22 protein-coding genes are annotated in these 24,948 nt (G+C 65.2%); 9 read left to right on the forward strand and 13 right to left on the reverse strand.

What is annotated here, in order from left to right; all coding sequences use genetic code 11:
• Positions 1–77 precede the first annotated feature (77 nt).
• Together folB and folK are read left to right on the forward strand one after the other, a co-directional pair.
• The gene (gene folB / locus ACYAF3_RS14430) at positions 78–431 is read left to right on the forward strand and encodes a dihydroneopterin aldolase (RefSeq protein ID WP_003099587.1); all 354 of its coding nucleotides are present in this window, start codon (positions 78–80) and stop codon (positions 429–431) included.
• On the forward strand, positions 422–964 hold the full coding sequence (gene folK / locus ACYAF3_RS14435) for a 2-amino-4-hydroxy-6-hydroxymethyldihydropteridine diphosphokinase (protein WP_003099585.1): 543 nt from the start codon (positions 422–424) through the stop codon (positions 962–964). Before folB ends, folK begins: the two co-directional genes overlap by 10 nt.
• Here the strand turns inward: folK and ACYAF3_RS14440 are convergent.
• From ACYAF3_RS14440 to lptD, 12 genes are all read right to left on the reverse strand, one after another.
• Positions 937–2,169 (reverse strand): multifunctional CCA addition/repair protein, encoded by a 1,233-nt coding sequence (locus ACYAF3_RS14440; RefSeq protein ID WP_003113214.1) that lies wholly within the window; start codon positions 2,167–2,169, stop codon positions 937–939. The two genes, folK and ACYAF3_RS14440, sit on opposite strands and share 28 nt — an antisense overlap.
• Before the next feature lie 43 nt (positions 2,170–2,212).
• Positions 2,213–2,719: a DUF4136 domain-containing protein gene (locus ACYAF3_RS14445; protein WP_023088786.1), complete on the reverse strand. Its 507-nt coding sequence runs from the start codon at positions 2,717–2,719 to the stop codon at positions 2,213–2,215.
• A gap of 93 nt (positions 2,720–2,812) precedes the next feature.
• Positions 2,813–4,366, reverse strand: coding sequence for a SpoVR family protein (locus ACYAF3_RS14450; RefSeq protein WP_003099581.1), 1,554 nt, complete (start codon positions 4,364–4,366; stop codon positions 2,813–2,815).
• Complete coding sequence (locus ACYAF3_RS14455; RefSeq protein ID WP_003099579.1) at positions 4,363–5,634, reverse strand: YeaH/YhbH family protein; 1,272 nt, start codon at positions 5,632–5,634, stop codon at positions 4,363–4,365. The genes ACYAF3_RS14450 and ACYAF3_RS14455 overlap by 4 nt, the downstream gene beginning before the upstream one ends.
• A 100-nt stretch (positions 5,635–5,734) precedes the next feature.
• The gene (locus tag ACYAF3_RS14460; RefSeq protein ID WP_003085078.1) at positions 5,735–7,657 is read right to left on the reverse strand and encodes a PrkA family serine protein kinase; all 1,923 of its coding nucleotides are present in this window, start codon (positions 7,655–7,657) and stop codon (positions 5,735–5,737) included.
• Positions 7,658–7,935: 278 nt separating this feature from the next.
• On the reverse strand, positions 7,936–8,268 hold the full coding sequence (gene glpE, locus ACYAF3_RS14465) for a thiosulfate sulfurtransferase GlpE (RefSeq protein ID WP_003099577.1): 333 nt from the start codon (positions 8,266–8,268) through the stop codon (positions 7,936–7,938).
• Between the two features lie 43 nt (positions 8,269–8,311).
• Positions 8,312–9,163, reverse strand: a complete 852-nt coding sequence (locus ACYAF3_RS14470) for a symmetrical bis(5'-nucleosyl)-tetraphosphatase (RefSeq protein WP_003113213.1) — start codon at positions 9,161–9,163, stop codon at positions 8,312–8,314.
• Positions 9,163–9,543 (reverse strand): Co2+/Mg2+ efflux protein ApaG, encoded by a 381-nt coding sequence (gene apaG, locus ACYAF3_RS14475; RefSeq protein ID WP_003085085.1) that lies wholly within the window; start codon positions 9,541–9,543, stop codon positions 9,163–9,165. The genes ACYAF3_RS14470 and apaG overlap by 1 nt, the downstream gene beginning before the upstream one ends.
• A gap of 36 nt (positions 9,544–9,579) precedes the next feature.
• Positions 9,580–10,386 (reverse strand): 16S rRNA (adenine(1518)-N(6)/adenine(1519)-N(6))-dimethyltransferase RsmA, encoded by an 807-nt coding sequence (rsmA, locus tag ACYAF3_RS14480; protein WP_023114717.1) that lies wholly within the window; start codon positions 10,384–10,386, stop codon positions 9,580–9,582.
• Between the two features lie 115 nt (positions 10,387–10,501).
• Positions 10,502–11,488, reverse strand: a complete 987-nt coding sequence (gene pdxA / locus ACYAF3_RS14485) for a 4-hydroxythreonine-4-phosphate dehydrogenase PdxA (RefSeq protein WP_033936327.1) — start codon at positions 11,486–11,488, stop codon at positions 10,502–10,504.
• Positions 11,485–12,777 carry a peptidylprolyl isomerase gene (locus ACYAF3_RS14490; protein ID WP_003109024.1) on the reverse strand — a complete coding sequence of 431 codons (1,293 nt, stop codon included), beginning with the start codon at positions 12,775–12,777 and terminating at the stop codon, positions 11,485–11,487. Before ACYAF3_RS14490 ends, pdxA begins: the two co-directional genes overlap by 4 nt.
• Positions 12,758–15,529, reverse strand: a complete 2,772-nt coding sequence (lptD, locus tag ACYAF3_RS14495) for an LPS-assembly protein LptD (RefSeq protein ID WP_031685245.1) — start codon at positions 15,527–15,529, stop codon at positions 12,758–12,760. The genes ACYAF3_RS14490 and lptD overlap by 20 nt, the downstream gene beginning before the upstream one ends.
• 126 nt (positions 15,530–15,655) lie before the next feature.
• Between lptD and ACYAF3_RS14500 the strand changes: the two genes are divergently transcribed.
• Genes ACYAF3_RS14500 through ACYAF3_RS14510 form a run of 3 tightly spaced genes read left to right on the forward strand, consistent with a single transcriptional unit; the run spans position 15,656 to position 18,103 of the window.
• Positions 15,656–16,672 carry an aminoglycoside phosphotransferase family protein gene (locus ACYAF3_RS14500; RefSeq protein WP_010793494.1) on the forward strand — a complete coding sequence of 339 codons (1,017 nt, stop codon included), beginning with the start codon at positions 15,656–15,658 and terminating at the stop codon, positions 16,670–16,672.
• Entirely contained in the window at positions 16,669–17,343 is a 675-nt protein-coding gene (murU, locus tag ACYAF3_RS14505; protein WP_033936328.1) for an N-acetylmuramate alpha-1-phosphate uridylyltransferase MurU, read from the forward strand. Before ACYAF3_RS14500 ends, murU begins: the two co-directional genes overlap by 4 nt.
• Position 17,344: 1 nt before the next feature.
• Positions 17,345–18,103: a DnaJ domain-containing protein gene (locus ACYAF3_RS14510; protein WP_003099547.1), complete on the forward strand. Its 759-nt coding sequence runs from the start codon at positions 17,345–17,347 to the stop codon at positions 18,101–18,103.
• Here the strand turns inward: ACYAF3_RS14510 and ACYAF3_RS14515 are convergent, their stop codons facing one another.
• Positions 18,104–19,165 carry an alpha/beta hydrolase family protein gene (locus ACYAF3_RS14515; RefSeq protein WP_003137371.1) on the reverse strand — a complete coding sequence of 354 codons (1,062 nt, stop codon included), beginning with the start codon at positions 19,163–19,165 and terminating at the stop codon, positions 18,104–18,106.
• A gap of 151 nt (positions 19,166–19,316) precedes the next feature.
• Between ACYAF3_RS14515 and ACYAF3_RS14520 the strand changes: the two genes are divergently transcribed.
• From ACYAF3_RS14520 to ACYAF3_RS14535, 4 genes are all read left to right on the forward strand, one after another.
• Positions 19,317–21,710 carry a PAS domain-containing sensor histidine kinase gene (locus ACYAF3_RS14520; protein ID WP_023098434.1) on the forward strand — a complete coding sequence of 798 codons (2,394 nt, stop codon included), beginning with the start codon at positions 19,317–19,319 and terminating at the stop codon, positions 21,708–21,710.
• 45 nt (positions 21,711–21,755) lie between these two features.
• A complete protein-coding gene (locus ACYAF3_RS14525) occupies positions 21,756–22,388 on the forward strand; it encodes a response regulator (RefSeq protein WP_003085103.1) in 633 nt (210 codons plus the stop codon).
• 128 nt (positions 22,389–22,516) lie between these two features.
• A complete protein-coding gene (locus ACYAF3_RS14530; RefSeq protein WP_003085106.1) occupies positions 22,517–23,551 on the forward strand; it encodes a polyamine ABC transporter substrate-binding protein in 1,035 nt (344 codons plus the stop codon).
• A gap of 233 nt (positions 23,552–23,784) precedes the next feature.
• A complete protein-coding gene (locus tag ACYAF3_RS14535; RefSeq protein WP_003085109.1) occupies positions 23,785–24,894 on the forward strand; it encodes an ABC transporter ATP-binding protein in 1,110 nt (369 codons plus the stop codon).
• Positions 24,895–24,948 lie beyond the last annotated feature (54 nt).

Consider the following 24,948-nt stretch of genomic DNA (forward strand, 5'->3'; position numbering starts at 1 on the left):
CACCGAGGACGAGGATGTCCTCGATTCTAACGGGGCGGCGCACGCTTGTCGTGGCATCCCTTGGAGCGGGTAGCGAAGTGGACAGAGTTTTTATCGAAGGCTTGGAGGTCGATACCGTCATCGGCGTGTACGACTGGGAGCGCGGCATCCGTCAGTGCCTGCGCCTGGACCTGACCCTGGGCTGGGACAACCGTCCGGCCGCCGCGGGCGACGATCTCGCCCTGGCGCTGGACTATGCCGCGTTGTCCGAGCGGGTGCAGGAGTTCGCCCGGGAATCGCATTTCCAGTTGGTGGAAACCTTCGCCGAGCGCCTCGCCGAGGTACTGATGGGCGAGCGCGGCATTCCCTGGCTGCGCATCCGCGTGACCAAGCCCGGCGCGGTGCCGGCGGCCCGTGGCGTTGGCGTGGAGATCGAACGCGGATGTCGCTGATCCCGGTCTACCTCGGCCTCGGCAGCAATGTCGAGCGTGAGCGCCATCTGCATGCCGGCCTCGATGCGCTGGCCGCTTTCCTTCATGACCTGCGTTGTTCGCCGGTATTCGAGAGCGAGCCGGTGGGTATCAAGAGCGGGCCGTTCTTCAACCTGGTGGTGTCTGCCCGCACCGATCTGCCGCTGGCCGAACTGAGCCTGCGACTCAAGCACATCGAGGCCGACAATGGCCGCTATGCGCCAGAGCGCAAGGGACTGCCGCTGGATATCGACGTGCTGTTCTACGGCGACCTGGTGGGCGATTTCGATGGCCTGGTGCTGCCGCGCGCCGAAGTGCTGAAGAACGCTTTCGTGCTCTGGCCCTTGTCCGAGCTGGCGCCGAACCTGGAGCATCCGGTCGCCCGCCAGCCGCTGGGCGATCTCTGGCGCGAGACGAGGATCCAGCAGAAGCTCTGGCCGGCGCCATTCGAATGGCGTGGCCAGGCGTTGACTCCCGAAGCGCTGCTTCAGGCCTTTCCGCGTTCTTCCTTGTAGGCCTTGAGTGCGGCGAGGCGCGCACGCTTCAGCGCCTCGCCCAGTTCCGCGCCCTTCAAGCCCTTTTCCACCAGCGGCTTCACGCTGACTGCCCGCGCTGCCTGCGCCGCGCCGAGCAGGTAGGCGGCCTGCGGATAGTCCCGCTGTTCCAGGCCGAGGCGGCCGCGTGCGTCCATCTCGCTGGCGGCGACGAACTCCTCGAAACGCTGCGGGCGGCGATACACGTCGAAGCTCTGCAACAGCTCCAGCAGTGTATTCGGGCGCAGCTCCAGCGCCCGATGGGCGTGGGTGTGGTACTCGCCCACCAGGCGCGCCAGTTCCTGGCACTCGCGCGGCACCCTGAAGCGCTGGTTCACCGCATCGATCAACGGCACGCCGCGAGCCTCGTGGGCGATATGGCGGGGCCAGTCCGCTTCGCTGGTGAGCCCCTTGCCCAGGTCGTGCAGGAGGCAGGCCCAGCGTACGCTGAGCGGCTGCCGGTGGCGGGCGCATTGCTGCAATACCGACAGGACATGGACGCCGGTATCGATTTCCGGATGGTGGGCCGCCGGCTGCGGTACGCCGAATAGCGCCTCGACTTCCGGGATCAGTTCGGCCAGGGCGCCGCAGTCGTGCAAGACCTGGATGAAGACCTCGGGGTTGGGTTCCATCAGGGCTCGGGAAATTTCCTTCCAACTGCGCTCCGGGGTCAGCGCCTGCAACTCGCCGGATTCCGCCAGTTGGCGCATCAGGGCGAGGGTTTCGGCGGCGACCCGGAAGCCCAGGCCGGCGTAGCGGGCGGCGAAGCGCGCTACGCGCAGGACCCGCAGGGGATCCTCGGCGAACGCCGGGGAAACGTGGCGCAGCAGGCGCGCCTCGAGGTCGGCCTGGCCGCCGTAGGGGTCTATTACCCGGCCCTGTTCGTCCTCGGCCATGGCGTTGATGGTCAGGTCACGGCGAGTCAGGTCTTCCTCCAGGGTCACCTCGGGGCTGGCATGGAAGGTGAAGCCGCCGTAGCCGCGCCCGCTCTTTCGCTCGGTGCGCGCCAGGGCGTATTCCTCGCCGCTCTGCGGATGAAGGAAGACCGGGAAGTCGGCGCCCACCGGGCGGTAGCCGCGGGCGAGCATCTCGTCGCTGCTGGCACCGACCACCACCCAGTCGATATCGGTGACCGGACGGCCGAGAAGGCGATCGCGCACGGCGCCGCCGACCTTGTAAATCTGCATGGGAATCCTCCGCGTGATAGGCGGAAGTCTACCCCAGGGTGTCCTAGCGGGCGCGTGGAAGCTGCCGGAGCAGGGCGCTGACCGCCAGTTCGAGCTGTTCCGGATTGGCCCTGGCGGGGCTGAGGCCGGTGCTTACCATACCTTCCCAGAGAACGCGCTCCTCCAGGTCGACCAGGCGCACGCGCAATGTCCCGGTTTCGTCGCGCAGACGGTGGATCGCCAGATAAGGCCCCATGCCGGAGGTGGGCGGAAGGTCGGGGCGGAATTCCAGCGGTGCGTCGCGCAGCGCCAGCCAGTAGTAGACGCGGAATTGCGGGGTGGCGCTCTCGTGGTAGCCGTGGGCCGCCAGTCCCTGGCGCAGCTCTGCGTTTATCAGCGGATAGCGGTTGCGGTAGGGAAGGGCGTCGACCGCCTGTTCCGGCGGCATCAACTGGAAACCTTGCAGGCCGGGCAGTCCGGCGCTGGCCGGATGGGTCACCCGGGCGCTGGGGATGTGGCTGGCGCAGGTGGCCAGGACGAGGCAGAGCAGGACGATGGCGAACAGGCGCATGGCGGCTCCCGTGGACGGCCGGCTTCTTGTTCTGCTGTGGGCGGCCCGACCGTGCCGGCATGCTGGCCGGCGGTCGGGGCGGACGTCAACCGATCAAATGGGCGGGATGATCAGGTCCAAACGCGGGTAGCCTTCCTCGCCCTCGCTGGCGCCCTTGGGCGGCATGTGGTGGGTCTGCACGAGCTGGTCGCCCTGTAGGGTCTCCAGGTGGATATCGAAGCCCCACAAGCGATGCAGGTGCTTGAGCACGTCGGCGGTGGAATCGCTCAGCGGCTGGCGGTCGAACTGCTGGTGGCGCAGGGTCAGCGAGCGGTCGCCGCGACGGTCGACGTTCCAGATCTGGATGTTCGGCTCGCGGTTGCCGAGGTTGTACTGCGCCGCCAGGGTCTCGCGGATGGTGCGGTAGCCGGCTTCGTCGTGGATCGCCGCGACCAGCAGGTCGTCCTTCTGGTCGTCGTCGAGAATGCTGAACAGCTTCAGGTCGCGAATCACCTTGGGCGAGAGGAACTGCAGGATGAAGCTTTCGTCCTTGAAGCTCTTCATGGCGAACTTCAGCGTGGCCAGCCAGTCGCTGCCGGCGATATCCGGGAACCAGCGGCGGTCCTCGTCGGTAGGTTCCTCGCAGATGCGGCGGATGTCGCGGTACATGGCGAAGCCCAGGGCGTAGGGGTTGATGCCGCTGTAATAGGGGCTGTCGAAGGACGGCTGGTAGACCACGCTGGTGTGGTATTGCAGGAACTCCATCATGAAGCCGTCGTTGACCAGGCCTTCGTCGTAGAGGTCGTTGAGCAGCGTGTAGTGCCAGAAGGTCGCCCAGCCTTCGTTCATCACCTGGGTCTGGCGTTGCGGGTAGAAATACTGGGCGATCTTGCGCACGATGCGGATCACCTCGCGCTGCCAGGGCTCCAGAAGCGGCGCGTTCTTCTCGATGAAGTAGAGGATGTTCTCCTGCGGCTCGCTCGGATAGCGCGCCATGGATTGTTCCTTGTCCTTGCCGCCGACGCGCGGGATGGTCCGCCAGAGGTCATTGACCTGGCGCTGGATCAGTTCCTCGCGCTCCTTCTGCCGCTGCCGCTCCTCTTCCGCGGAAATCGGGTAAGGACGCTTGTAGCGGTCGACACCGTAGTTCATCAGGGCGTGGCAGGAGTCGAGCAGGTCTTCCACCGCGTCGATCCCGTAGCGCTCCTCGCACTGCATGATGTACTGCTTGGCGAACACCAGGTAATCGATGATTGAACTGGCATCGGTCCAGGTGCGGAACAGGTAGTTGCCCTTGAAGAAACTGTTGTGCCCGTAGCAGGCGTGGGCGATCACCAGCGCCTGCATGCACTGGGTGTTTTCCTCCATCAGGTAGGCGATGCAGGGATCGGAGTTGATCACGATCTCGTAGGCCAGGCCCATCTGGCCACGCTTGTAGTTCTTTTCCGTACTGAGGAAGTGCTTGCCGTAGGACCAGTGGTTATAGCCGATCGGCATGCCCACCGAGGCGTAGGCGTCCATCATCTGCTCGGCGGTGATCACCTCGATCTGGTTCGGATAGGTATCCAGGGCATAGCGCTCGGCGATCCTGCTGATTTCCCGGTCGTACTGCTGGATCAGCTCGAAGGTCCATTCCGAGCCGGTGGCGATGGGCTGGCGCTTGCTCATGCGACGAGCCTCCTCTGGAACAGCTCGCGGAACACCGGGTAGATGTCCGATGCCGAGACGATCTGCTGCTGGGCGAAGCTGTCTTCGAAGGCTTCGCGCACGCGCTCGTACTCGAACCACAGGGCCTGGTGTTCGCGCGGGGTGATCTCGACGTAGGTGTAGTACTGGACGAACGGCATGATCTGCTTGAGGAGGATGTCCCGGCACACCGGCGAGTCGTCGTTCCAGTTGTCGCCGTCCGAGGCCTGGGCGGCGTAGATGTTCCACTCATGGGTCGGATAACGCTCGGCCATGATCTCCTGCATCATCTTCAGCGCGCTGGAGACGATGGTGCCGCCGGTCTCGCGGGAGTAGAAGAACTCCTCCTCGTCGACCTCGCGGGCGCTGGTGTGGTGGCGGATGAACACCACTTCGATCTTCTCGTAGTTCCGCTTGAGGAACAGGTAGAGCAGGATGAAGAAGCGCTTGGCGATGTCCTTGGTCGCCTGGGTCATCGAGCCGGAGACGTCCATCAGGCAGAACATCACCGCCTTGGAGGTGGGGTTGGGCTGCTTGACCAGCAGGTTGTACTTGAGATCGAAGGTATCGAGGAACGGCACCCGGTCGATGCGCGCGCGGAGCTTGGCGATTTCCAGCTCGAGTTCCTGGATATCGCCGAGGTTGTCCGGCTCTTCGCGCTTGATCCGCTCCAGTTCCTTCAGCGCCGCGCGCAGCTTGGCCCGGCTGCCGCCGGACAGCGCGATGCGCCGCGCATGGGCCGAGCGCAGGGTGCGGACGATGTTGATGCGCGACGGGTTGCCGTCGTTGCTGATGCCGGCGCGGACGGTCTTGAAGGTGTCGGTGCCGGTGATGTGGCGCTTGACCAGGTTGGGCAGCTCCAGGTCCTCGAACATGAAGTCGAGGAATTCCTCCTGGGTGATCTGGAAGACGAAGTCGTCCATGCCTTCGCCGCTGTTGCTGGCCTTGCCGCCGCCGCGGCCGCCGCCGCCGCCGGATGGGCGGGCGATGTGCTCGCCGGCGGTGAATTCCTTGTTGCCGGGGTGGACGACGGTCTGCCGCCCGCCGCGGCCATGGTGCAGCACCGGTTCGTCGATATCGCGCCCGGGAATGCTGATCTGCTCGCCGTGCTCCATGTCGGTAATGGAACGCCGGCTGACGGCCTCCTCGACGGCCTTCTTGATGTGTTCACGGTAGCGCCTCAGGAAGCGCTGGCGGTTCACCGTGCTCTTGTTCTTGCCGTTCAGACGCCGGTCGATGACGTAGCTCATGAATGCTCCTCAGGGCCTGTGGCGCCCCGCCGGAGCGGAGGCGCCGAGGTCCGAATGCGACGGCGACCGGTACGGTCGCAGCGACCGTACCGATGGCAGACTACTGCGACTTGCGAACCCGCAGGTACCATTCCGACAGCAGGCGGACCTGCTTCTCGGTGTAGCCGCGCTCGACCATGCGTTTGACGAAGTCGTTGTGCTTCTGCTGGTCCTCCTTGCTGGCCTTGGCGTTGAAGCTGATGACCGGAAGCAGGTCCTCGGTGTTGGAGAACATCTTCTTCTCGATCACTACGCGCAGCTTCTCGTAGGACAGCCAGCTCGGGTTCTTGCCGTTGTTGCCGGCGCGGGCGCGCAGCACGAAGTTGACGATCTCGTTGCGGAAGTCCTTCGGGTTGCTGATGCCGGCGGGTTTCTCGATCTTCTCCAGTTCCTCGTTGAGGGCGGCGCGGTTGAGGATCTCGCCGGTTTCCGGGTCGCGGTATTCCTGGTCCTGGATCCAGAAGTCGGCGTACAGCACATAGCGGTCGAAGATGTTCTGACCGTATTCGCTGTAGGACTCCAGGTAGGCGGTCTGGATTTCCTTGCCGATGAACTCGACGTAGCGCGGCGCCAGGTATTCCTTGATGAAGCGCAGGTAGCGCTCGCGGGTTTCCGGCTGGAACTGTTCCTGCTCGATCTGCTGTTCGAGGACGTAGAGCAGGTGCACCGGGTTGGCCGCTACCTCGTGCGGGTCGAAGTTGAATACCTTGGAGAGGATCTTGAAGGCGAAGCGGGTGGAAAGCCCGGCCATGCCTTCGTCGACCCCGGCCGAGTCGCGGTATTCCTGGATCGACTTGGCCTTGGGATCGGTATCTTTCAGGTTTTCGCCGTCATATACCCGCATCTTCGAGTAGATATTCGAGTTTTCCGGCTCTTTCAGCCTCGACAGCACGGAGAACTGCGAGAGCATCTTCAGGGTGTCCGGCGCGCAGTGGGCATGCGCCAGCGAGCTGTTGACCAGCAACTTGTCGTAGATCTTGATCTCGTCCGCCACGCGCAGGCAGTACGGCACCTTGACGATGTAGATGCGGTCGATGAAGGCCTCGTTGTTCTTGTTGTTGCGGAAACTGTGCCATTCCGATTCGTTGGAGTGAGCCAGGATGATGCCGCTGTAGGGCAGGGCGCCGAGGCCTTCGGTGCTGTTGTAGTTGCCTTCCTGGGTCGCGGTCAGCAGCGGGTGCAGGACCTTGATCGGGGCCTTGAACATCTCGACGAATTCCATCAGGCCCTGGTTGGCCCGGCAGAGGGCGCCCGAATAGCTGTAGGCGTCCGCGTCGTTCTGCGGGTATTCCTCCAGCTTGCGGATGTCGACCTTGCCGACCAGCGCGGATATGTCCTGGTTGTTCTCGTCGCCGGGTTCGGTCTTGGCGATGGCGATCTGGTTGAGGATCGAGGGGTACAGCTTGACCACGCGGAACTGGCTGATGTCGCCGCCGAACTCGTTGAGGCGCTTGGTTGCCCAGGGCGACATGATCGAGCGCAGGTAGCGCCTCGGGATGCCGTAGTCCTCCTCGAGGATGGCGCCGTCTTCGTCGGGGTTGAACAAGCCCAGCGGCGACTCGAAGACCGGTGAGCCCTTGATCGCGTAGAAGGGCACCTTCTCCATCAGTTGCTTGAGTTTTTCCGCCAGGGAGGATTTACCGCCGCCGACCGGGCCGAGCAGGTAAAGGATCTGCTTCTTCTCCTCCAGGCCCTGGGCCGCGTGGCGGAAGAACGCGACGATCTGGTCGATGCATTCCTCCATGCCGTGGAAGTCGGCGAACGCCGGGTAGCGGCGAATCACCTTGTTGGAGAAGATCCGCGACAGCCTGGAGTCCACCGAGGTGTCCAGCAATTCCGGCTCGCCGATCGCCATCAGCAGGCGCTCGGCGGCAGAGGCATAGGCTGTCTTGTCTTGCTTGCAGAGGTCGAGATATTCCTGGAGGGAATATTCCTCTTGGCGGGTCGCTTCGAAGCGTTCCTGGAAGTGACTGAAAATGCTCATGACGTCTCCTCGCTCGATGCAGTGAGCCGGCGCGGGATCGGTCGTGCGGGTGCGGGGGGGCCGCCAGCCAGGCCGGCGAGAATCCCCCAGACTCCGTCGCTGCACGGTGCTTCCCTTTCCGCCAGCGCTCCTAACGGTCACAGCCGATGGCCCGGAAGCCGGTGTGCCGGCTCTCCCCTGTTTTGGATGGCCTGAGGAAAAGAATAGTTCGTTCTGGACGGAGTAAAGGAAGAAAGGCGAGAGAAGTTACAGTTTTTTTGGCGGGGTAGCGGCGCGGCCTACTCCGCTTCGCCGCTGCTGGTATCCGCGGGATAGACGCTGCGCCATAGCTCGAAGCCGCCGTCGAGGCTGTAGACGTCGCTGAAGCCCTGCTGGATGAAATAGGCGGCGGCGCTCTGGCTGGAGTTACCGTGGTAGCAGACCACCACCAGCGGAGCGTCGAGGTCGGCGGCGGCGATGAAGTCCGCCACCGAGTGGTTGTCGATGTGCCGCGAGCCGCTGATGTGGCCGACAGCGAAGCTCTGCGGGTCGCGGATGTCGACCACCTGGGCGCCGTTTTCGCGGAGCTGGCGGGCCTGTTCGGGGGCGATGCGCTGGAAGGTGTCGCTCATGTCGGGGTACCTGTGTACAGGGCGTCCACCGGACGCCGGGGATTCATGCGGGCGTGGCGGCGGGTCTGGCCGGCGCGCGCTGTTCGGCGCAATCGCAGCTCAGGCGTTCGCCGCTGTCGACGTTCAGCAGGGTCATCCGCGCGCCCCAGACGCAGCCGGTGTCCAGGGCGAACAGGCCGGGCTCGTCGCAGTGGCCTTCGAGGGCCGCCCAGTGGCCGAAGATGATCTTCTCGCCGCGGGTCTTGCGCGAAGGGAAGCTGAACCAGGGGGCGTAGCCGGGCGGCGCGGTGTCGAGGCCTTCCTTGCTCTTCAGGTCGAGCTTGCCATCTTCGGTGCAGAAACGCATGCGGGTGAAGTAGTTGGTGATCACCCTCAGGCGGTCGATGCCATGCAGCTTCTTGTCCCACTTGGCCGGTTCGTTGCCGTACATGCCGTCGAGGAACAGCGGCAGGCGCTGGTCGTCGCGCAATGCTTGCTCCACCTCGGCTGCGCGCAGGCGGGCTTTTTCCAGGCTCCACTGCGGGGGGATGCCGGCATGCACCAGGGCGACCTTGCGTTGTTCGTCGTAGTGCAGCAGCGGCAGGCGACGCAGCCAGTCGAGCAGTGGCTCGCGGTCCGGCGCCTCGAGGATTTCCCGCAGCGTGTCGGACTTCTTCAGGCGCTCGGACTTGTGCGCCACCGCCAGCAGGTGCAGGTCGTGGTTGCCCAGGACGCTGACCACCGACTCGCGCATGGCATAGAGGAAGCGCAGCGTCTCCAGGGACTGCGGGCCGCGGTTGACCAGGTCGCCGACCAGCCACAGGCGGTCCTTGGCCGGGTCGAAGGCGACGCGCTCCAGCAGGCATTTCAGGGGATCCAGGCAACCCTGCAGGTCGCCTACCGCGTAGACCGCCATCAGTGCAGCGCTCCCGGTACGGCCAGGCGAAACACCGGGATCGCGGCGTCGAAGGCGATTCCGTCGCTGCCGAGCATCTGGTAGCTGCCGCGCATGCTGCCGACCCGGGTCGCCAGCACCGTGCCGCTGGTGTAGGTGTGTTGCGCGCCGGGGGCGATCAGCGGTTGCTCGCCGACCACGCCGGCGCCGCGAACTTCCTGGGTACGGCCGTCGCCGTCGGTGATGATCCAGTGGCGCGACAGCAGTTGGGCCGGAACCTCGCCCTGGTTCTCGATGGTCACCGTGTAGGCGAAGGCGAAACGGTTCTGCTCCGGGGCGGACTGTTCCGGAAGGTAGCGGGTGTCGACCCTGACGTTGACCTGGTGCTGGGTATCGCTCATACGGCTTGCCTGATTCCTGACGAGTGTCTCACCAGACTAACGATTGCCTGGCAGCTCGGCCAGCCGGTTGGCCAGGCGGACGAATGCGGTCAGGTCGAGTTGTTCGGGACGGAGGGTCGGATCGACCTCTGCGGCCTCGATGTCCTCGACGCTCAGGAGAGGCTTGAGGGTATTGCGCAGGGTCTTGCGGCGCTGGTTGAAGGCCTCGCGGACCACCCGCTCGAGCAGTTTCGGATCGCGTGCCGGATGGGGCGGCTCGGCGAAGGGGGTGAGACGGACGATGGCCGAGTCGACCTTGGGCGGCGGGTTGAACGCGCCGGGGCCGACGTTGAACAGGTGCTCCACCCGACAGTGATACTGGACCATGATCGAGAGCCGGCCCCAGTCTCCGCCGCCCGGCGTGGCCGCCAGGCGCTCCACCACTTCCTTCTGCAGCATGAAGTGCATGTCCTCGATCACCGGCGCGTGCTCCAGCAGATGGAAGATCAGTGGCGTGGAGATGTTGTAGGGCAGGTTGCCAACCACTCGCAGCTTCTCGCCGCTCTCCACCAGCGAGGCGAAATCGAACTTGAGGGCGTCGCCCTGGTGCAGGCTGAAGCGCGACTCGAGGCCGAATTTCAGCTTCAACAGGGGGATCAGGTCCTGGTCGAGCTCGATCACGTCCAGGCGTGCGCCGCTGCCCAGCAGTCCCTCGGTCAGGGCACCCTGGCCCGGGCCGATCTCCAGCAGGCGCTGACCCTCGCGGGCATGGATGGCACGGAGGATGCGGTGAATCACCCCGGCATCGTGCAGGAAGTTCTGGCCGAAGCGCTTGCGCGCGCGGTGTTGGTAAAGCTCGGACATTGGAAACGGTTCCAGGCTGCGGGCCCCAGGCCAAGGCGGGAGGCGCGGATGCGAAAGGGGGCCATTTTAACAGCGAAGCGTCGGGCCGGCAGGGCTAAACGATGGCCGACCGCCGTCAGCAGCGGCTGGCCGCCATCTGGTAGGCGGTTTCCAGGGCGACCTGCAGGCTGCCGCTATCGATGCGGCCGCTGCCGGCCAGGTCGAGCGCGGTACCGTGGTCGACAGAGGTGCGGATGATCGGCAGGCCGAGGGTCACGTTCACGGCGGCACCGAAGCCCTTGTACTTGAGCACGGGGAGACCCTGGTCGTGGTACATCGCCAGCACCGCGTCGCAATGCTCCAGGTGCTTGGGAGTGAACAGGGTGTCGGCCGGCAGCGGGCCGACCAGGTCGAGGCCTTCGCCACGCAGGCGCTCGAGGCAGGGTTCGATCACCTCGATCTCTTCCCGGCCCAGGTGACCGCCTTCGCCGGCGTGCGGGTTGAGTCCGCAGACCAGGATGCGCGGATGGGCGATGCCGAACTTGTCGCGCAGGTCGGCGTGGAGGATGCGCGCGACCCGGGATAGGCGCTCGTCGCTAATGGCGTCGGCGACCTCGCGCAGCGGCAGGTGGGTGGTCGCCAGGGCCACGCGCAGGCCACGAGTGGCCAGCATCATCACCACCTGGGCGGTGTGGGTGAGGTCGGCGAGGAATTCGGTATGGCCGGAAAAGGGGATGCCGGCTTCGTTGATCACGCCCTTGTGCACCGGTGCGGTGATCATCCCGGCGAAGTGCCCGTCGAGGCAGCCCTGAGCGGCGCGGGTCAGGGTTTCCAGGACGTAGGCGGCGTTGGCGCGGTCCAATTGCCCGGGGCGGACCGGGGCGGCCAGGGGCGTATCCCATATGTACAGTTGGCCGGCCTTGGCCGGTCGCTCTGGCCAGGCGGCCGGGGAAACGTCCTTAAGGTCGATCGCCAGGCCCAGTTGGCCGGCGCGCTCTTGCAGGAGCGTGCGGCTGGCGATGGCGATCAGGGGGTGGGGCTGGGCGGAGCGGGCGAGCAGCAGGCACAGATCGGGTCCGATACCTGCCGGCTCGCCTGGAGTGAGCGCGAAGCGCAGGCTCACTGCTTGATTTCCACGTAGGCCTCGTCGCGGATCTGCCGCAGCCAGGCTTGCAGTTCCTCGTCGTACTTGCGGTTGCGCAGTACGCTTACTGCCTGCTGCTCGCGGAACTTCTCGCTGCTGTCGGTGGCGCGACGGCCGAGGACCTGCAGGATGTGCCAGCCGAACTGCGAGCGGAACGGCTTGGACAGCTCGCCCTGCGGGGTATCGTTCATCACCTGGCGGAACTCGGGCACCAGGGCTTCTGGGTCGATCCAGTTCAGGTCGCCGCCGTTGAGGGCGGAACCCGGATCTTCGGAGAAGCTCTTCGCCAGTTCGCCGAAGTCTTCCCCGGACTGGATGCGCTCGTACAGCTTCTGCGCCAGCTTCTCGGTCTCCGCTTCGCTGCGGATTTCGCTGGGCTTGAGCAGGATATGGCGGACATGCACTTCGTCACGGACCATCTTGCTGCCGCCGCGCTTCTCTTCCAGCTTGAGGATGATGAAGCCGCCGGGGGTGCGGACAGGCTCGGTGACGTCGCCGACGGCCAGGGAGCCGATCATGCTGTCGAACGGCTGCGGCAGCTGGGCGGCCTTGCGCCAGCCGATCTCGCCGCCTTCCAGGGCGTTGTCGCCGGCCGAGCGGGAAATCGCCAGTTGGCCGAAGTCGGCGCCCTGCTTGAGCTGCTGGTAGAGCTCCTGGGCCTGCCTTGCGGCGGCCTGGATCACGTCCGAGGACGCGGCTTCCGGCACCGGGATCAGGATATTGGCCAGGCGGTACTCTTCGGAAAGCTGGATCTTGCCCATGTCCGAGGCAAGGAAGTTCTTCACCTCCTGCTCGCTGACCTGGATGCGCTCGGCGACCCGGCGCTGGCGCACACGGCTGATCACCATCTCGCGACGGACCTGCTCGCGTGCGTCGGCGTAGGACAGGCCGTCGCGGGTGAGGGCGGCCTGGAACTGCTCCAGGCTCATGCCGTTGCGCTGGGCGATGGTGCCCATCGCCTGGTTCAGCTCCTCGTCGGAGATACGGATGCCGGAGCGGTCGCCGATCTGCTGCTGGATGTTCTCGATGATCAGGCGTTCCAGCACCTGCTGGGTCAGCACGTGCTCGGGCGGCAGCGGCGCACCGCGCTTGAGCAGCGTCTGGTGCACTTCACGCAGGCGCTGGTCGAGCTGGCTCTGCATGATCACATCGTTGTCGACGATGGCGACGACCCGGTCCAGTGGTACCACTTCGGCATGCGCGAAGGAGCAAAGGAGTGCTGCGCCCAATGCAAGGGGGCGCAGCCGGTTACATAGCTTGATCTTCACGTTGACGATAACCTTGGATGCCTTTGTCGAGGAACATTTCAGCCTTGTTGCCCACGATGCCGCCGAGCCCCTTCAGGACGATCTGCAGGAAGATACCGCGGTCGGCCTTCTCGGTCTGGACGAGGAACGCGTCGTCGTCCACGTCCAGCCAGTAACGGTTTATCAGGCGCAGTTTCCAGCAGCAGCTGTCGTATTCGAAGCCGCCGAAGGCCTCGAGGGTGCGGTTCTTGTTGTAGTCGTACTGCCAGCGGGCGAGTACCGACCACTGCGGCACCAGCGGCCAGATGACCGAGAAATCATGCTGCTTGATTATGTCGTCTTCGCGGCCGTATTCGAATCGACCTGTCGAGGTGTTGAAGCGGCGGGCATCCGCGCGATATCGGTAGCCAGCATTGACGACCTTGTTGGGATTCACCTCGGGCTGATAATGGAAGATGGCGCTGCCGGACTCGGTCTTGCTGGTATTCGGGTTCCAGTTGAAGTCCGAAGTAACATTCCAGTCACGATTAAAGCGATACAGGCCGGCCAAGGCATACGGAGAACGCCAGCTGTCATAGTCGGGGTCCTTGAGGCCGGGATTGAGCTGCAGGTCCTTCTCGGTCAAACCTGGCAGTTGCACGCGACGATCACGGAAATAATAAATCTGTCCCGCACTCACTACGGCCCGTTCAAAGCCATTAGGCTCAATGAAACGAGAAGTTACGCCCAAGGAAAGCTGGTTGGCGTCGCCTATCCGGTCACGTCCAGAGAAACGATTTTCGCGCCACAGTGAGTCATAGCTGAAGGATGGCTCGCTGGTGTCGAAGACCGGAATCTTCTCCTGGTCTTTATAAGGTACGTACAGGTACATCGCTCGAGGTTCCAAGGTCTGGCGGAACTGTGTACCTGCAAAGCTAGTGTCTCTATCGAAATACAGGCCGCTATCCACCTTGACTAATGGGAGGGTGCGGTCTTGGCTGCTGTCGAAGGTTTCCTTATAGGTGCCTAGGGTTCTCTTCCCCTCGCTATCCAAGTCCAAGTCATACTTGGTGTACAGGAGCTTCAACGTTGGGGTCAGATAACCCCAGCTGCGGTTCATGGGGAGGCTCATGCCTGGTTCGAGATGCGCCCGATCTCCATTGGCACGAGCTAACCCTTGCAAGTAAGCGTCCGGACGTTTGCCCTGAATGCTGCCATCGTCATTGAGATAGGTGTTTTCGTCCAAGTCACGGTCGAAGCGTACAAATTCAGTACTGTAATTGAACTTCAATCCGCCCGGCTCATATGGCAAGAAACCATCGAAGGTTACCTGGGGAAGTCTGTTGTAGGGCGTGACATCGGTAGTGGTCGCCAACTGGTACTTCTGCAGGTTCAATCGACCAGTGAATGTGTCGCCGCGATAGGTTAGGCTGCCTTTCTGGTTGACATAGGTAGTGCTGCCTACCTGCAAGTCGGAACTCAGATCCTGGAAATAGTAAGGGTCGCTAATCCGCGTGTAGTCGACCTCGGCCAGCCAGCGCGAATCGAGGCCGGTGGTGTTCTTGAGGCCGTACAGCCAGCGGTCCTTGCTGTAGTCCGGGAAGTTCTCGCGGTGGTCGTCCTTGTCGTTCAGGTAGGCGGCCGTCACCATCCCTTCGCTGCTGTGGGTCAGGTAGCGGAACTCGCCTTCCAGCATCATGCCGCGCTTGGCCATGTAGCGCGGGTACAACGTGGCGTCGTAGTTCGGCGCCAGGTTGAAGTAGTACGGGGTGACCAGGGTGAAGCCGGTGTCGCTGGTGCTGCTGAAGCTCGGCGGCAGGAAGCCGGACTGGCGGCGGTCGTCGATCGGGAAATAGATGTACGGGGTGTAGAACACCGGGAAATCTTTGACCCGCAGGGTCGCGTTGGTCGCGGTGCCGAAGCCGGTGGCCGGGTTCAGCTTGACGTTGTTGCCCTTCAGGGTCCAGGCGTTGCTGCTCGGTTCGCAGCGGGTGTAGGTGCCATCCTTGAGCATGATGATGGCGTTCTCGCTGCGCTTGGCGTAGAGCGCGCTGCCGCGGGCATGGGCCTTGTGGATCACGTACTCGGCGTTGTCGACCTGGGCCTCGCCGTTGTCCAGCTGGACCTGGGCGTGGTCGCCGACCACCAGCATGCCCTTGTCGCGCAGCTTGACGTTGCCGACCAGTTCGCCGCGGTTTTCCAGCTGGTGCAGGTTGGCCTCGTCGCCTTCCACCTGCATGCTGCCCTGGCGCAGGACCACGTCACCGGCGAGGGTGGCGATCTGTTTTTCCTGCTCGTAGCGCGAAGCCTTGGCGGATACGTAGGTCGGGCTCTCGTCGCTGGGCGCGCCGTCATCCATGCCCGGACGCACCGGCTCGATGTAGGAGCCGCCGCAATAGGGGCCGATTTCCGCCAACTGGGCGGCGGTCAGTTTTTCCCGAGGAATCCAGTCGAGGTGCGAGTAGTCCGCACTGCGGGATTTCAGCGCGCGACCGCCGGACTCGGTGACCAGGCGCTGGGTCGGCTCTGCCTCGACGGTTTCGCCTCCGCTGCCGGACACGCTGCTGCCCGCCGCGGCGGTGCTGACCGAGGTCGCGGTATGCGCCGGGCGCGGTGGCAGGTTGGCATTGGCGTTCTGCAGCGGGGAGCAATCCCAGCCGCCGGTGGCCGATACCTTGCAGTCGAACTGATCGGCGGCCTGTACAGTCAATGCTGCGACCGGCTGCAGAGCCAGCAGGCTGCCGGTGACCAGCAGGGGAAACTTTCTTCGAAACACGAGGGATTTCACTGCCATCTTGTTAATCCGGGCTTCCTGCGCGCCATCGGCCCGGTGGGCCGCACGCCTCTCGATGGGCTGAAAAAGATGCTGGATAATAAAGCATGACCTGCGCAACGGCTAGGGCCGTGGAGAACCCCGTAAATGTCTGATGATGCCCGTTTCCAGCAGCTGAATCGCTGGTTGGACTCTTGTTTGCCCGAGTTGTTCGTTGCCGAAGGTTGGGGGGAAGTGCCCCCCGCCGAACTGATCCCGGCCAGTAGCGACGCCAGCTTCCGTCGTTATTTCCGCTGGCAGGGAGGGGACCGCAGCCTGGTGGTGATGGACGCGCCGCCGCCCCAGGAAGACTGCCGACCGTTCGTCAAGGTCGCCGGACTGCTCGCCGGAGCCGGCGTGCATGTGCCGAGGATTCTCGCCCAGGATCTGGAGAACGGTTTCCTGCTGCTCAGTGACCTGGGCCGGCAGACCTACCTCGACGTGCTTCATCCCGGGAATGCCGACGAGCTGTTCGAACCGGCCCTGGATGCGCTGATCGCCTTCCAGAAGGTCGATGTCGCCGGTGTCCTGCCTGCCTACGACGAAGCGGTGCTGCGCCGCGAGCTGCAGCTGTTCCCCGACTGGTACCTGGCCCGCCACCTCGGCGTGGAGCTGGAGGGCGAGACGCTGGCCCGCTGGCAGCGGATCTGCGACCTGCTGGTACGCAGCGCGCTGGAGCAACCGCGGGTGTTCGTCCATCGCGACTATATGCCGCGCAATCTGATGCTCAGCGAGCCCAACCCGGGCGTCCTCGACTTCCAGGACGCCCTGCACGGCCCGGTCACCTACGATGTCACCTGCCTGTACAAGGACGCCTTCGTCAGTTGGCCGGAGCCGCGCGTGCATGCCGCGCTGAACCGTTACTGGAAGAAGGCGACCTGGGCCGGCATCCCGCTGCCGCCAAGCTTCGAGGACTTCCTCCGTGCCAGCGACCTGATGGGCGTGCAGCGCCACCTGAAGGTGATTGGCATCTTCGCCCGTATCTGTCACCGCGACGGCAAGCCGCGCTACCTGGGTGACGTGCCGCGCTTCTTCCGTTATCTGGAAACCGCCGTGGCGCGCCGTCCCGAGCTGGCCGAACTGGGCGAGCTGCTGGCCTCGCTGCCGCAGGGAGCCGAGGCATGAAGGCGATGATCCTCGCCGCCGGGCGTGGCGAGCGCATGCGGCCGACCACCCTGCACACGCCCAAGCCGCTGATCGAGGCCGCCGGCGTGCCATTGATCGAGCGTCAGTTGCTGGCGCTGCGCCAGGCCGGAGTCGACGACTGGGTGATCAACCATGCCTGGCTTGGCGAGCAGATCGAGGCCTATCTCGGCGACGGTTCGCGCCTGGGCGGGCGGATCGCCTATTCCCCCGAGGGAGAACCGCTGGAAACCGGCGGCGGAATCTTCCGCGCCCTGCCGTTGCTCGGCGAGCAGCCGTTCCTGTTGCTCAACGGCGATGTCTGGAGCGACTTCGACTACTCTCGGCTGCATCTTGCCGACGGCGACCTGGCGCATCTGGTGCTGGTCGACAACCCGGCGCACCATCCCGCCGGCGATTTCCACCTGGATGCCGGCGGACGGGTGGGCGAGACCCGCGAAGCGGGCGGCAACCTGACCTACAGCGGGATCGCCGTACTGCATCCCGCGCTGTTCGAGGGCTGCCATCCGGGCGCCTTCAAGCTGGCGCCGCTATTGCGCAAGGCCATCGCCGCGGGGCGGGTCAGCGGCGAACACCATCGTGGGCAGTGGGTCGACGTCGGTACCCACGAGCGCCTGGCGGAAGTCGAGCGATTGCTGGCGGAGCACGCCTGAGATGCTCTGGCCCGCTACGCTGATCGGAGCCGGAGCCGGCTGGGCCCTGGCCAGCATCCCCGGCGCCCTGCTCGGCGGCCTGCTGGGGCAACTGCTGGACCGCAGGTTGCGCCTGGAGTCCTGGCGCGGCCTGCTGGCGCGCTTGCGCGGGCGGGCGGTGAACGATGAGGACGACCTGCTGTTCCAGTTGCTCGGCTATCTGGCCAAGAGCGGCGGGCGGGTGGAGGAGATGCATATCCGCCAGGCGCGCGAGGAGATGGCGTTGCGCAAGCTCGATAGGCGAGCCCAGCGGCGTGCCATCGCGTCCTTCGGCAAGGGCAAGGCCGGCATCGCCCATCTGCAGGCGGAGGTCGCGCGTCTGAAGGGCGAACGTGCGGAGGCAGTATTGCTCGCCTGCTGGCGGATGGCCTGGGCTGGCGGCGTGCTCAGCCAGTCGGCGCGACAACTGGTGTTGCAATGGGGGCGCTGGCTGGGTTGGTCGGCGGAGCGAACGGAACGCTTGTCGGCGCGGGTCATGCCGAAGCGGACGCGAGCTGTCGCCCGGGATAGCTACCGTGAGGCCCTGCTGCTGCTCGGCGTGGAGGCCGGAAGCGAGCCGGCGCTGATCAAACGCGCCTATCGCAAGCTGATCAGCCAGCACCATCCGGACAAACTGGCGGGAGCCGGCGCCAGCGTCGAGCGCGTGCGTGCGGCTACCGAGAAAACCCGTGAATTGCAGGCGGCCTACGCCCTGGTCCGAGAGCGTGAGGGGTTCCGCTGATCACTCCGCAGGTTTCTGCGCATCGGCCTGCAGGTGAAGACTGAGCCAGCCGCGGATTCGTCGGTACAGTTGCTCCTGCTCCGCCTTGGGGTCGGCCGGTAGCGCCTGCATCGCGATTTGTACGTAGGCTGGGTGTTTCTGCCGCTTGCCGGCCTGCATGCGCAGCCTGGCCGCCTCGCGGTCGGCGCGGGCGTCGCGGTAATAGAAGTCGCCGGTCGCCAGTTTCAGCTTCGGCACCATATCTTCCAGCGCCGGGCGAAAATCGCGCGGTACCTCCGCGGCAACCAGCAGCAGGTTGTGGATTTCCGCAGGCTCCTTCTCCGCCAGGTAGCGTGCCGCCCAATAGGCGCCCGTGCCATGACCGAGCAGGACGACGCTTTTCGGTTCGTGCTGCAGGGCCAGGTCGATGCTCGCCTGCAGGCGCGCCATGACCCGTTCGGCGTGCGCCTTGCGCTGCTCGACCGGATCGATGGCTGGGGGAGGGGCCTGGTCCTCGCTCTGCGCCGGTTCGCCGCTGCCGGCTTCGGCGGTGCTTTCCGGCGCCGGCGCGTTGCCGCTTTCGCCTTTCACGTCAGGCTTGCTTGCGCTGTCCGCGGCGCTGGCGTCCTTGTCGGCGCTGGCGCTGGCGGCGGATTCCGCAGGGCGGGTAACCGGCGCGGTGCTCTGCGGGTCGGGCAGGGCCAGGCTCAGGGTCTGCCAGCCGGCATCCGGCAGTTTGCGCCTTAGCGGGCCGATGGCTTGCGGCCAGTCCGGACTTTCGCCATCACCGGGAACCAGGATCACCACACCTTCGGCCTCGGCGGTGTTGGCCGGCAACCAGAGGGTGAGGAAGCTTTCGTCGCCGGCCTTGAGGATCTGCTGGCCGTCCTCCGGCAACTGGCGCTCCAGCCCCTTGGCCTCGTCCTGGCTGCGCTCGCTGACCGCCGGGCGTTCCACGGGGGCCGGCGGCTGGTCCTTGGCGGCCTCCTCTTCGGCTTGAACGAAAGCCGGCGGCAGGAAAGCGGCGGCCAATAGCAGCGGCAGCAGGGCGGAGGGCTTCGGCAGTAGAGAGAAGGCCGGCATTGGAAATTCCCGATAGACAATCCAGAAGGCAGCCTAAACCCAGAGCACTTCTTTGTCAGGCCGAGCCTTCGCATGGTTCGCCGGTCGCGCTCGCGGTAAGGTATGCCCGCTTTTCCTTCCGTTGCGGTGTATTCCGTGGAGTGTCGCCGGCATGTTGCGTCGTTGCTGTCTGCTCTTCTTCTGTCTGCTGTTGAGCCTGCCCGTGCGAGCGGAGGAGTCGGTCGCCTTGCCGCTGACGGCGGAGCTACGGACCTGGCTGGCGGAGCATCGGGAATTGCGCGTCGGGGTGGTCACCGAAGCGCCCTATGCCCAGTACGACCGCCGCCTGCAACAGTATTCCGGGGCCAACGTGGAGTTGATGGGCTGGCTGGCCACGGCAATGCAGGTGACCTTGCGGTGGCAGGGCTATCCCGACCAGGCGGCGCTCGACGATGCCCTGCGCGCTGGGCGCGTGGATATCGCTCCCGGCCTCAGCCAGACCCCAGCCGGGCTGCGCTTGTGGCTGTTCTCCGATCCCTACCTGCGGGTTTCCCGGCTGGTGGTGGGGAAGCGCGATGGCAGCGGCAGCGTCGAATTGGAGCAACTGGAGCGCGATACCCGGGTTGCCGTGCGGGCCGGCAGTTCGGTAGCCGACTACCTCAGCAGCACCTATAGCGGCCTGCAATGGGTGTCGGCCGATTCCGAACGCGAGGTGCTGCGCGCCGTGCTCGCCGGACAGGCACGCTACGCGGTGATCGACGAAGCGCAACTCAGCCGCCTGACCCGCGAGCCGGAGTTCGCCGAGCTAGCGGTGGTTGGCGACATCGGCTATCCGCAACTGCTACGGGTGGCGACCCGCCGTGATTGGCCGGAACTGGCGATGGTGGTCGACCAGGCGTTGCGTTCGCTGCCGCGCAAGTCCCTGGACCAGTTGCACGAGCGCTGGTTGCAACCCAAGTATCCGCGCCTCGGCGAGTCGCCGGGGTTCTGGCAGAACCTGTCGATTCTCCTCGGCCTGCTGCTGGCCGGCGCGCTGGCGGCGGTGTTCCTCCAGCGGCGCCAGCAGCAGGCGCTGGAAGCCCGGCTGTACGGCGCCCGCCGCGACCTGGAGCTGCGCCAGGCGGCCGAGGAGGCGCTGCGCCTGACCCAGTTCTCCATCGACAACAGCACCCTGGGCATCCTCTGGGTCAACTGGGACAGCCGCGTACGCTACGCCAACCGCGCCGCCGAACAGATGCTCGGCCATGCCGACGGTCAACTCGTGGATCGTCCGCTGGCCGACTTCGAGCCCGGCCTGGACATGGACCGCTGGTTGAACCTGTGGCGTCGTGCGCGCAACAGCGAGGAAGGCCCGCTCAGCTTCGAGACCCGTTGCCTGCGCGCCGACGGCAGTTGGCTGCCGGCCGACGTCTCGCTTAGCTTCCTGCGCTTCGGCACGTCCGAGTACCTGGTGGTGTTCCTCAGCGACGTCACCGAGCGCCGCCGTGCCCGCGAGGCATTGCAGGAAAGCGAGGCGCGGATGAAGGGCATCGCCTCCAACGTGCCGGGCATGGTCTTCCGCCTGGAACGGCCGCGGGCCGGCGCGTTTTCCGACTTCGCCTATATCAGCGAGGGCAGCGAGGCGCTGGTCGGCTACAGCGCCCGCGAACTGATCGAAAGCGGCCGCGGCATTCGTGGCCTGGTCCATCCCGACGACCGCGAGCGCTACTGGTCGAGCCAGATGGCTGCCCTCGACGAGAATCGCGACTGGCATTGGCAGGGCCGCATCCTCACTCGCCAGGGCGAATTGCGCTGGGCCGACATCAAGGCTTCGGCGCGCTGTTTCGAGGATGGTCGTGCGGTCTGGGACGGGGTGGTCTGGGACATCACCGCGAACAAGCAGATCGAACTCGAACTCGGCGAGTCGCGCGCCCAGCTCCGCGAGCTGTCGGCGCACCTGGAGTCGGTGCGGGAGGAGGAGAAGGCGCGTATCGCCCGCGAGGTCCATGATGAGCTGGGCCAGGTGCTGACGGTGCTGAAGCTGGAAACCTCGATGTGCGAGCTGGCCTATGCCGATGCCCAGGAGGGCCTGCGCGAACGCCTGGGCAATATGAAAAAGCTGATCGCCCAGTTGTTCCAGCTGGTGCGCGACGTGGCTACCGCACTGCGCCCGCCGATCCTCGACGCCGGAATCGGCTCGGCGGTGGAGTGGCAGGCGCGGCGCTTCGAGGCGCGCACGCAGATTCCCTGCCTGGTGGAGGTGCCGGAGAACTCGCCGCAGTTGGTCGACGCCAAGGCTATCGGCCTGTTCCGCATCCTCCAGGAGGCGTTGACCAATGTCATGCGGCATGCCGAGGCGCATACTGTGCAACTGCGTCTGCTGCGCGAGGGCGACGAGCTGTGCCTGAGCGTCAGCGACGACGGTCGCGGGTTCGATGTTGCCACGGTGGGGCGTGGCAGTTCCTTCGGCCTGGTCGGCATGCGCGAGCGGGTGCTGATGATGGGCGGTACGCTGGACATCGACAGTGCCCCCGGCGAGGGCACCACGCTCAGCGTGAGGATTCCGCTGGGCGTCGCGGGCCCGTGACAAGAACAACCGCCGGCAAGGCGGAACAGCGTGAGGCAGCAAAGAGTGGTGATCCGAGTCCTGGTCGCTGAAGACCACACGATCGTCAGGGAAGGCATCAAGCAACTGATTGGCATGGCCAAGGACCTGCAGGTGGTCGGCGAGGCCACCAATGGCGAGCAGTTGCTGGAAACCCTGCGCGGAACGCCTTGCGAGGTGGTCCTGCTGGATATCTCCATGCCCGGCGTCAATGGCCTCGAGGCGATTCCGCGGATTCGCGCGCTGAACGAGCCGCCGGCGATCCTGGTGCTGTCGATGCACGACGAGGCGCAGATGGCCGCCCGCGCCCTGAAGATAGGTGCTGCCGGCTATGCCACCAAGGACAGCGATCCGGCATTGCTGCTCACCGCGATCCGCAGGGTCGCCGGCGGCGGACGCTACATCGACCCGGACCTTGCCGATCGGATGGTCTTCGAGGTCGGCCTGACCGATTCGCGTCCGCCCCATGCGCTGCTCTCCGAGCGCGAGTTCTCGGTGTTCGAGCGGCTGGTGCAGGGCGCCAACGTCAACGAGATCGCCCAGCAACTGGCGGTCAGCAACAAGACCATCAGTACCCACAAGGCACGCCTGATGCAGAAGCTCAACGCGCATTCGGTAGCCGACCTGGTGCGCTACGCGATGGAGCACCGCCTGCTCTGACAGGGGCGTTCGCCCAGGTTTTGCTCGCGGCTTGTGCGCCAGGTCCGGTTTTCGCGATCTGCTGTCTACCTGGCTTCCGCGCGGCAGGGAATGATGCTTGCCGGCCAACACGATAAGGAGAAGAAACGATGTTGCCAGCCATGAGGACGGGCCTGTTGTGCGCCCTTCTCGGAGTTACCGCGCCCGCCTGGGCGGAATACGTGACCGTGATTTCCTTCGGCGGCGCCAACAAGGAAGCCCAGGAAACCGCGTTCTACAAACCCTTCAAGAGCGCCACCGGCAATCGCGTGGTGCATGGCTCCTACAATGGCGACCTGGCCAAGCTCAAGCGCATGGTGGAGATCAGCCACGTCTCCTGGGACGTGGTGGAAGTCGAGGCGCCGGAGCTGGCGCGCGGTTGCGAGGAAGGTCTGTTCGAGAAGCTGGACATGGCGAAGGTCGGCGATCCCGCGGATTTCGTTCCCGGCGCGGTGCAGCCCTGCGGAGTCGGCATCTTCGTCTGGACCACGCTGCTTGCCTACAACCCCGGCAAGGTTGCGGGCAGCCCGCAGGGCTGGGCGGATTTCTGGGACGTGAAGAAGTTTCCCGGCAAGCGCGGCCTGCGCTGGGGCGCCAAGTACAGCCTGGAGTTCGCCCTGATGGCCGATGGCGTGGCGCCGAAGGACGTCTACCAGACGCTGGCGACGCCCGCCGGCGTCGAGCGGGCATTCCGCAAGCTCGACGAGCTGAAGCCCTATATCCATTGGTGGAAGTCCGGGCAGGACCCTGTGCGCGACCTGGCCGATGGCACGGTGGTGATGAGTTCGGCCTACAACGGGCGGATCGCCGCGGCGCAGGCCGAGAAGCAGCGCCTGGCAATGGTCTGGAGCGGCGGCGTCTACGATTTCGACTTCTGGGCGCTGCCGGTCGGGGTTTGGAAGAAGCAGTTGGCCGAGGAGTTCATCCGTTTCGCCAGCCAGCCGGAGCAGCAGAAGGCTTTCGCCGAGAACATCGCCTACGGCCCGGCCAACCGCAAGGCGGTAGGCCTGCTCGATCCGCAAGTGGCTGCCAACCTGCCGACCGCGCCGCAGAACATGCAGAACGCGGTGGGTATGAACGTGGCCTTCTGGGCGGAGCACGGCGAGGCCCTGGAGCAGCGTTTCCAGAACTGGGCCAAGCGCTGAGGAGGCCGTTGCGCGCCAGCCGGAGAGCGCTGGCGCGCAAACCTTTGCTCTTCTCGAAAGCTCCTTCCCAGAGCGGTCTGGCCCATTCCGGGGGGCATCTTTTTTGTAGGGCGATTCCTACAAAGAGCTTTCCTTTCCCCTGATAGAAAACTCTCTTGCCGGCCGATTTGCGTCCTGCGCCGGGTTCTCTAGGCTGTTCGCACAGCATCCATAAAACGAACAAAGGTGCGGTTATGGCCGAGACTCAAGGCGGCGATGTGCTGGTCAGCTTCCGTGGCGTGCAGAAAAGCTACGACGGCGAGACCCTCATCGTGAAGGATCTCAACCTGGACATTCGCAAGGGCGAATTCCTCACCCTGCTCGGCCCCTCCGGGTCCGGCAAGACCACCAGCCTGATGATGCTGGCCGGTTTCGAAACCCCCACCGCCGGCGAAATCCTCCTGGCCGGTCGCTCGATCAACAATGTCCCTCCGCACAAGCGCGACATCGGCATGGTGTTCCAGAACTATGCGCTGTTCCCGCACATGACCGTGGCCGAGAACCTGGCCTTTCCCCTCAGCGTCCGTGGCATGAGCAAGACCGACGTGAAGGAAAGGGTCAAGCGCGCGTTGTCGATGGTCCAGCTCGACGCCTTCGCCGGGCGTTATCCGGCGCAGCTTTCCGGTGGCCAGCAGCAGCGCGTGGCGCTGGCCCGCGCGCTGGTCTTCGAGCCGCAACTGGTGCTGATGGACGAGCCCCTGGGAGCGCTGGACAAGCAACTTCGCGAGCACATGCAGATGGAAATCAAGCATCTGCACCAGCGCCTCGGCGTCACCGTAGTCTACGTCACCCACGACCAGGGCGAGGCGCTGACCATGTCCGACCGGGTGGCGGTGTTCCACCAGGGCGAAATCCAGCAGATCGAGCCGCCGCGCAATCTCTACGAGCAGCCGCGCAACACCTTCGTGGCCAACTTCATCGGCGAGAACAACCGTCTATCCGGGCAGCTTCTCAGTTGCGACGGCGAGCGCTGCGTGGTCGGGCTGCCGCGCGGCGAGAAGGTCGAGGCGCTGGCGGTCAACGTCGGCCAGCCGGGCGAGCCGGTGACCTTGTCGATCCGCCCCGAGCGGGTGCGCCTGAACGGTGCCAGCGAGTCTTGCGTCAACCGTTTCTCCGGCCGCGTGGCCGAGTTCGTCTACCTGGGCGACCACGTGCGTGTGCGCCTGGAGGTTTGCGGCCGCGACGACTTCTTCGTCAAGCAGCCGATCGCCGAGCTGGACCCGACGCTGAGCGTCGGTGATGTGGTTCCGCTGGGCTGGCAGGTCGAGCATGTGAGGGCGCTCGACCCTCTGCCGGCGGCGTGAGCGCCGGCAGTCCCGAACCGTACCGAAGCAACCCTGCACTGTGGAGAGAACAAT

Source organism: Pseudomonas sp. TZ252, assembly GCF_056110345.1.

What these genes read in the sequence shown, in the direction of transcription:
- folK (WP_003099585.1), top strand. Translation starts at nt 422, where the DNA reads ATGTCGCTGATCCCGGTCTACCTCGGCCTCGGCAGCAATGTCGAGCGT.
- ACYAF3_RS14440 (WP_003113214.1), bottom strand. Translation starts at nt 2,169, where the DNA reads ATGCAGATTTACAAGGTCGGCGGCGCCGTGCGCGATCGCCTTCTCGGC.
- ACYAF3_RS14445 (WP_023088786.1), bottom strand. Translation starts at nt 2,719, where the DNA reads ATGCGCCTGTTCGCCATCGTCCTGCTCTGCCTCGTCCTGGCCACCTGC.
- ACYAF3_RS14450 (WP_003099581.1), bottom strand. Translation starts at nt 4,366, where the DNA reads ATGAGCAAGCGCCAGCCCATCGCCACCGGCTCGGAATGGACCTTCGAG.
- ACYAF3_RS14455 (WP_003099579.1), bottom strand. Translation starts at nt 5,634, where the DNA reads ATGAGCTACGTCATCGACCGGCGTCTGAACGGCAAGAACAAGAGCACG.
- ACYAF3_RS14460 (WP_003085078.1), bottom strand. Translation starts at nt 7,657, where the DNA reads ATGAGCATTTTCAGTCACTTCCAGGAACGCTTCGAAGCGACCCGCCAA.
- glpE (WP_003099577.1), bottom strand. Translation starts at nt 8,268, where the DNA reads ATGAGCGACACCTTCCAGCGCATCGCCCCCGAACAGGCCCGCCAGCTC.
- ACYAF3_RS14470 (WP_003113213.1), bottom strand. Translation starts at nt 9,163, where the DNA reads ATGGCGGTCTACGCGGTAGGCGACCTGCAGGGTTGCCTGGATCCCCTG.
- apaG (WP_003085085.1), bottom strand. Translation starts at nt 9,543, where the DNA reads ATGAGCGATACCCAGCACCAGGTCAACGTCAGGGTCGACACCCGCTAC.
- rsmA (WP_023114717.1), bottom strand. Translation starts at nt 10,386, where the DNA reads ATGTCCGAGCTTTACCAACACCGCGCGCGCAAGCGCTTCGGCCAGAAC.
- lptD (WP_031685245.1), bottom strand. Translation starts at nt 15,529, where the DNA reads ATGGCAGTGAAATCCCTCGTGTTTCGAAGAAAGTTTCCCCTGCTGGTC.
- ACYAF3_RS14500 (WP_010793494.1), top strand. Translation starts at nt 15,656, where the DNA reads ATGTCTGATGATGCCCGTTTCCAGCAGCTGAATCGCTGGTTGGACTCT.
- murU (WP_033936328.1), top strand. Translation starts at nt 16,669, where the DNA reads ATGAAGGCGATGATCCTCGCCGCCGGGCGTGGCGAGCGCATGCGGCCG.
- ACYAF3_RS14510 (WP_003099547.1), top strand. Translation starts at nt 17,345, where the DNA reads ATGCTCTGGCCCGCTACGCTGATCGGAGCCGGAGCCGGCTGGGCCCTG.
- ACYAF3_RS14515 (WP_003137371.1), bottom strand. Translation starts at nt 19,165, where the DNA reads ATGCCGGCCTTCTCTCTACTGCCGAAGCCCTCCGCCCTGCTGCCGCTG.
- ACYAF3_RS14520 (WP_023098434.1), top strand. Translation starts at nt 19,317, where the DNA reads ATGTTGCGTCGTTGCTGTCTGCTCTTCTTCTGTCTGCTGTTGAGCCTG.
- ACYAF3_RS14530 (WP_003085106.1), top strand. Translation starts at nt 22,517, where the DNA reads ATGTTGCCAGCCATGAGGACGGGCCTGTTGTGCGCCCTTCTCGGAGTT.
- ACYAF3_RS14535 (WP_003085109.1), top strand. Translation starts at nt 23,785, where the DNA reads ATGGCCGAGACTCAAGGCGGCGATGTGCTGGTCAGCTTCCGTGGCGTG.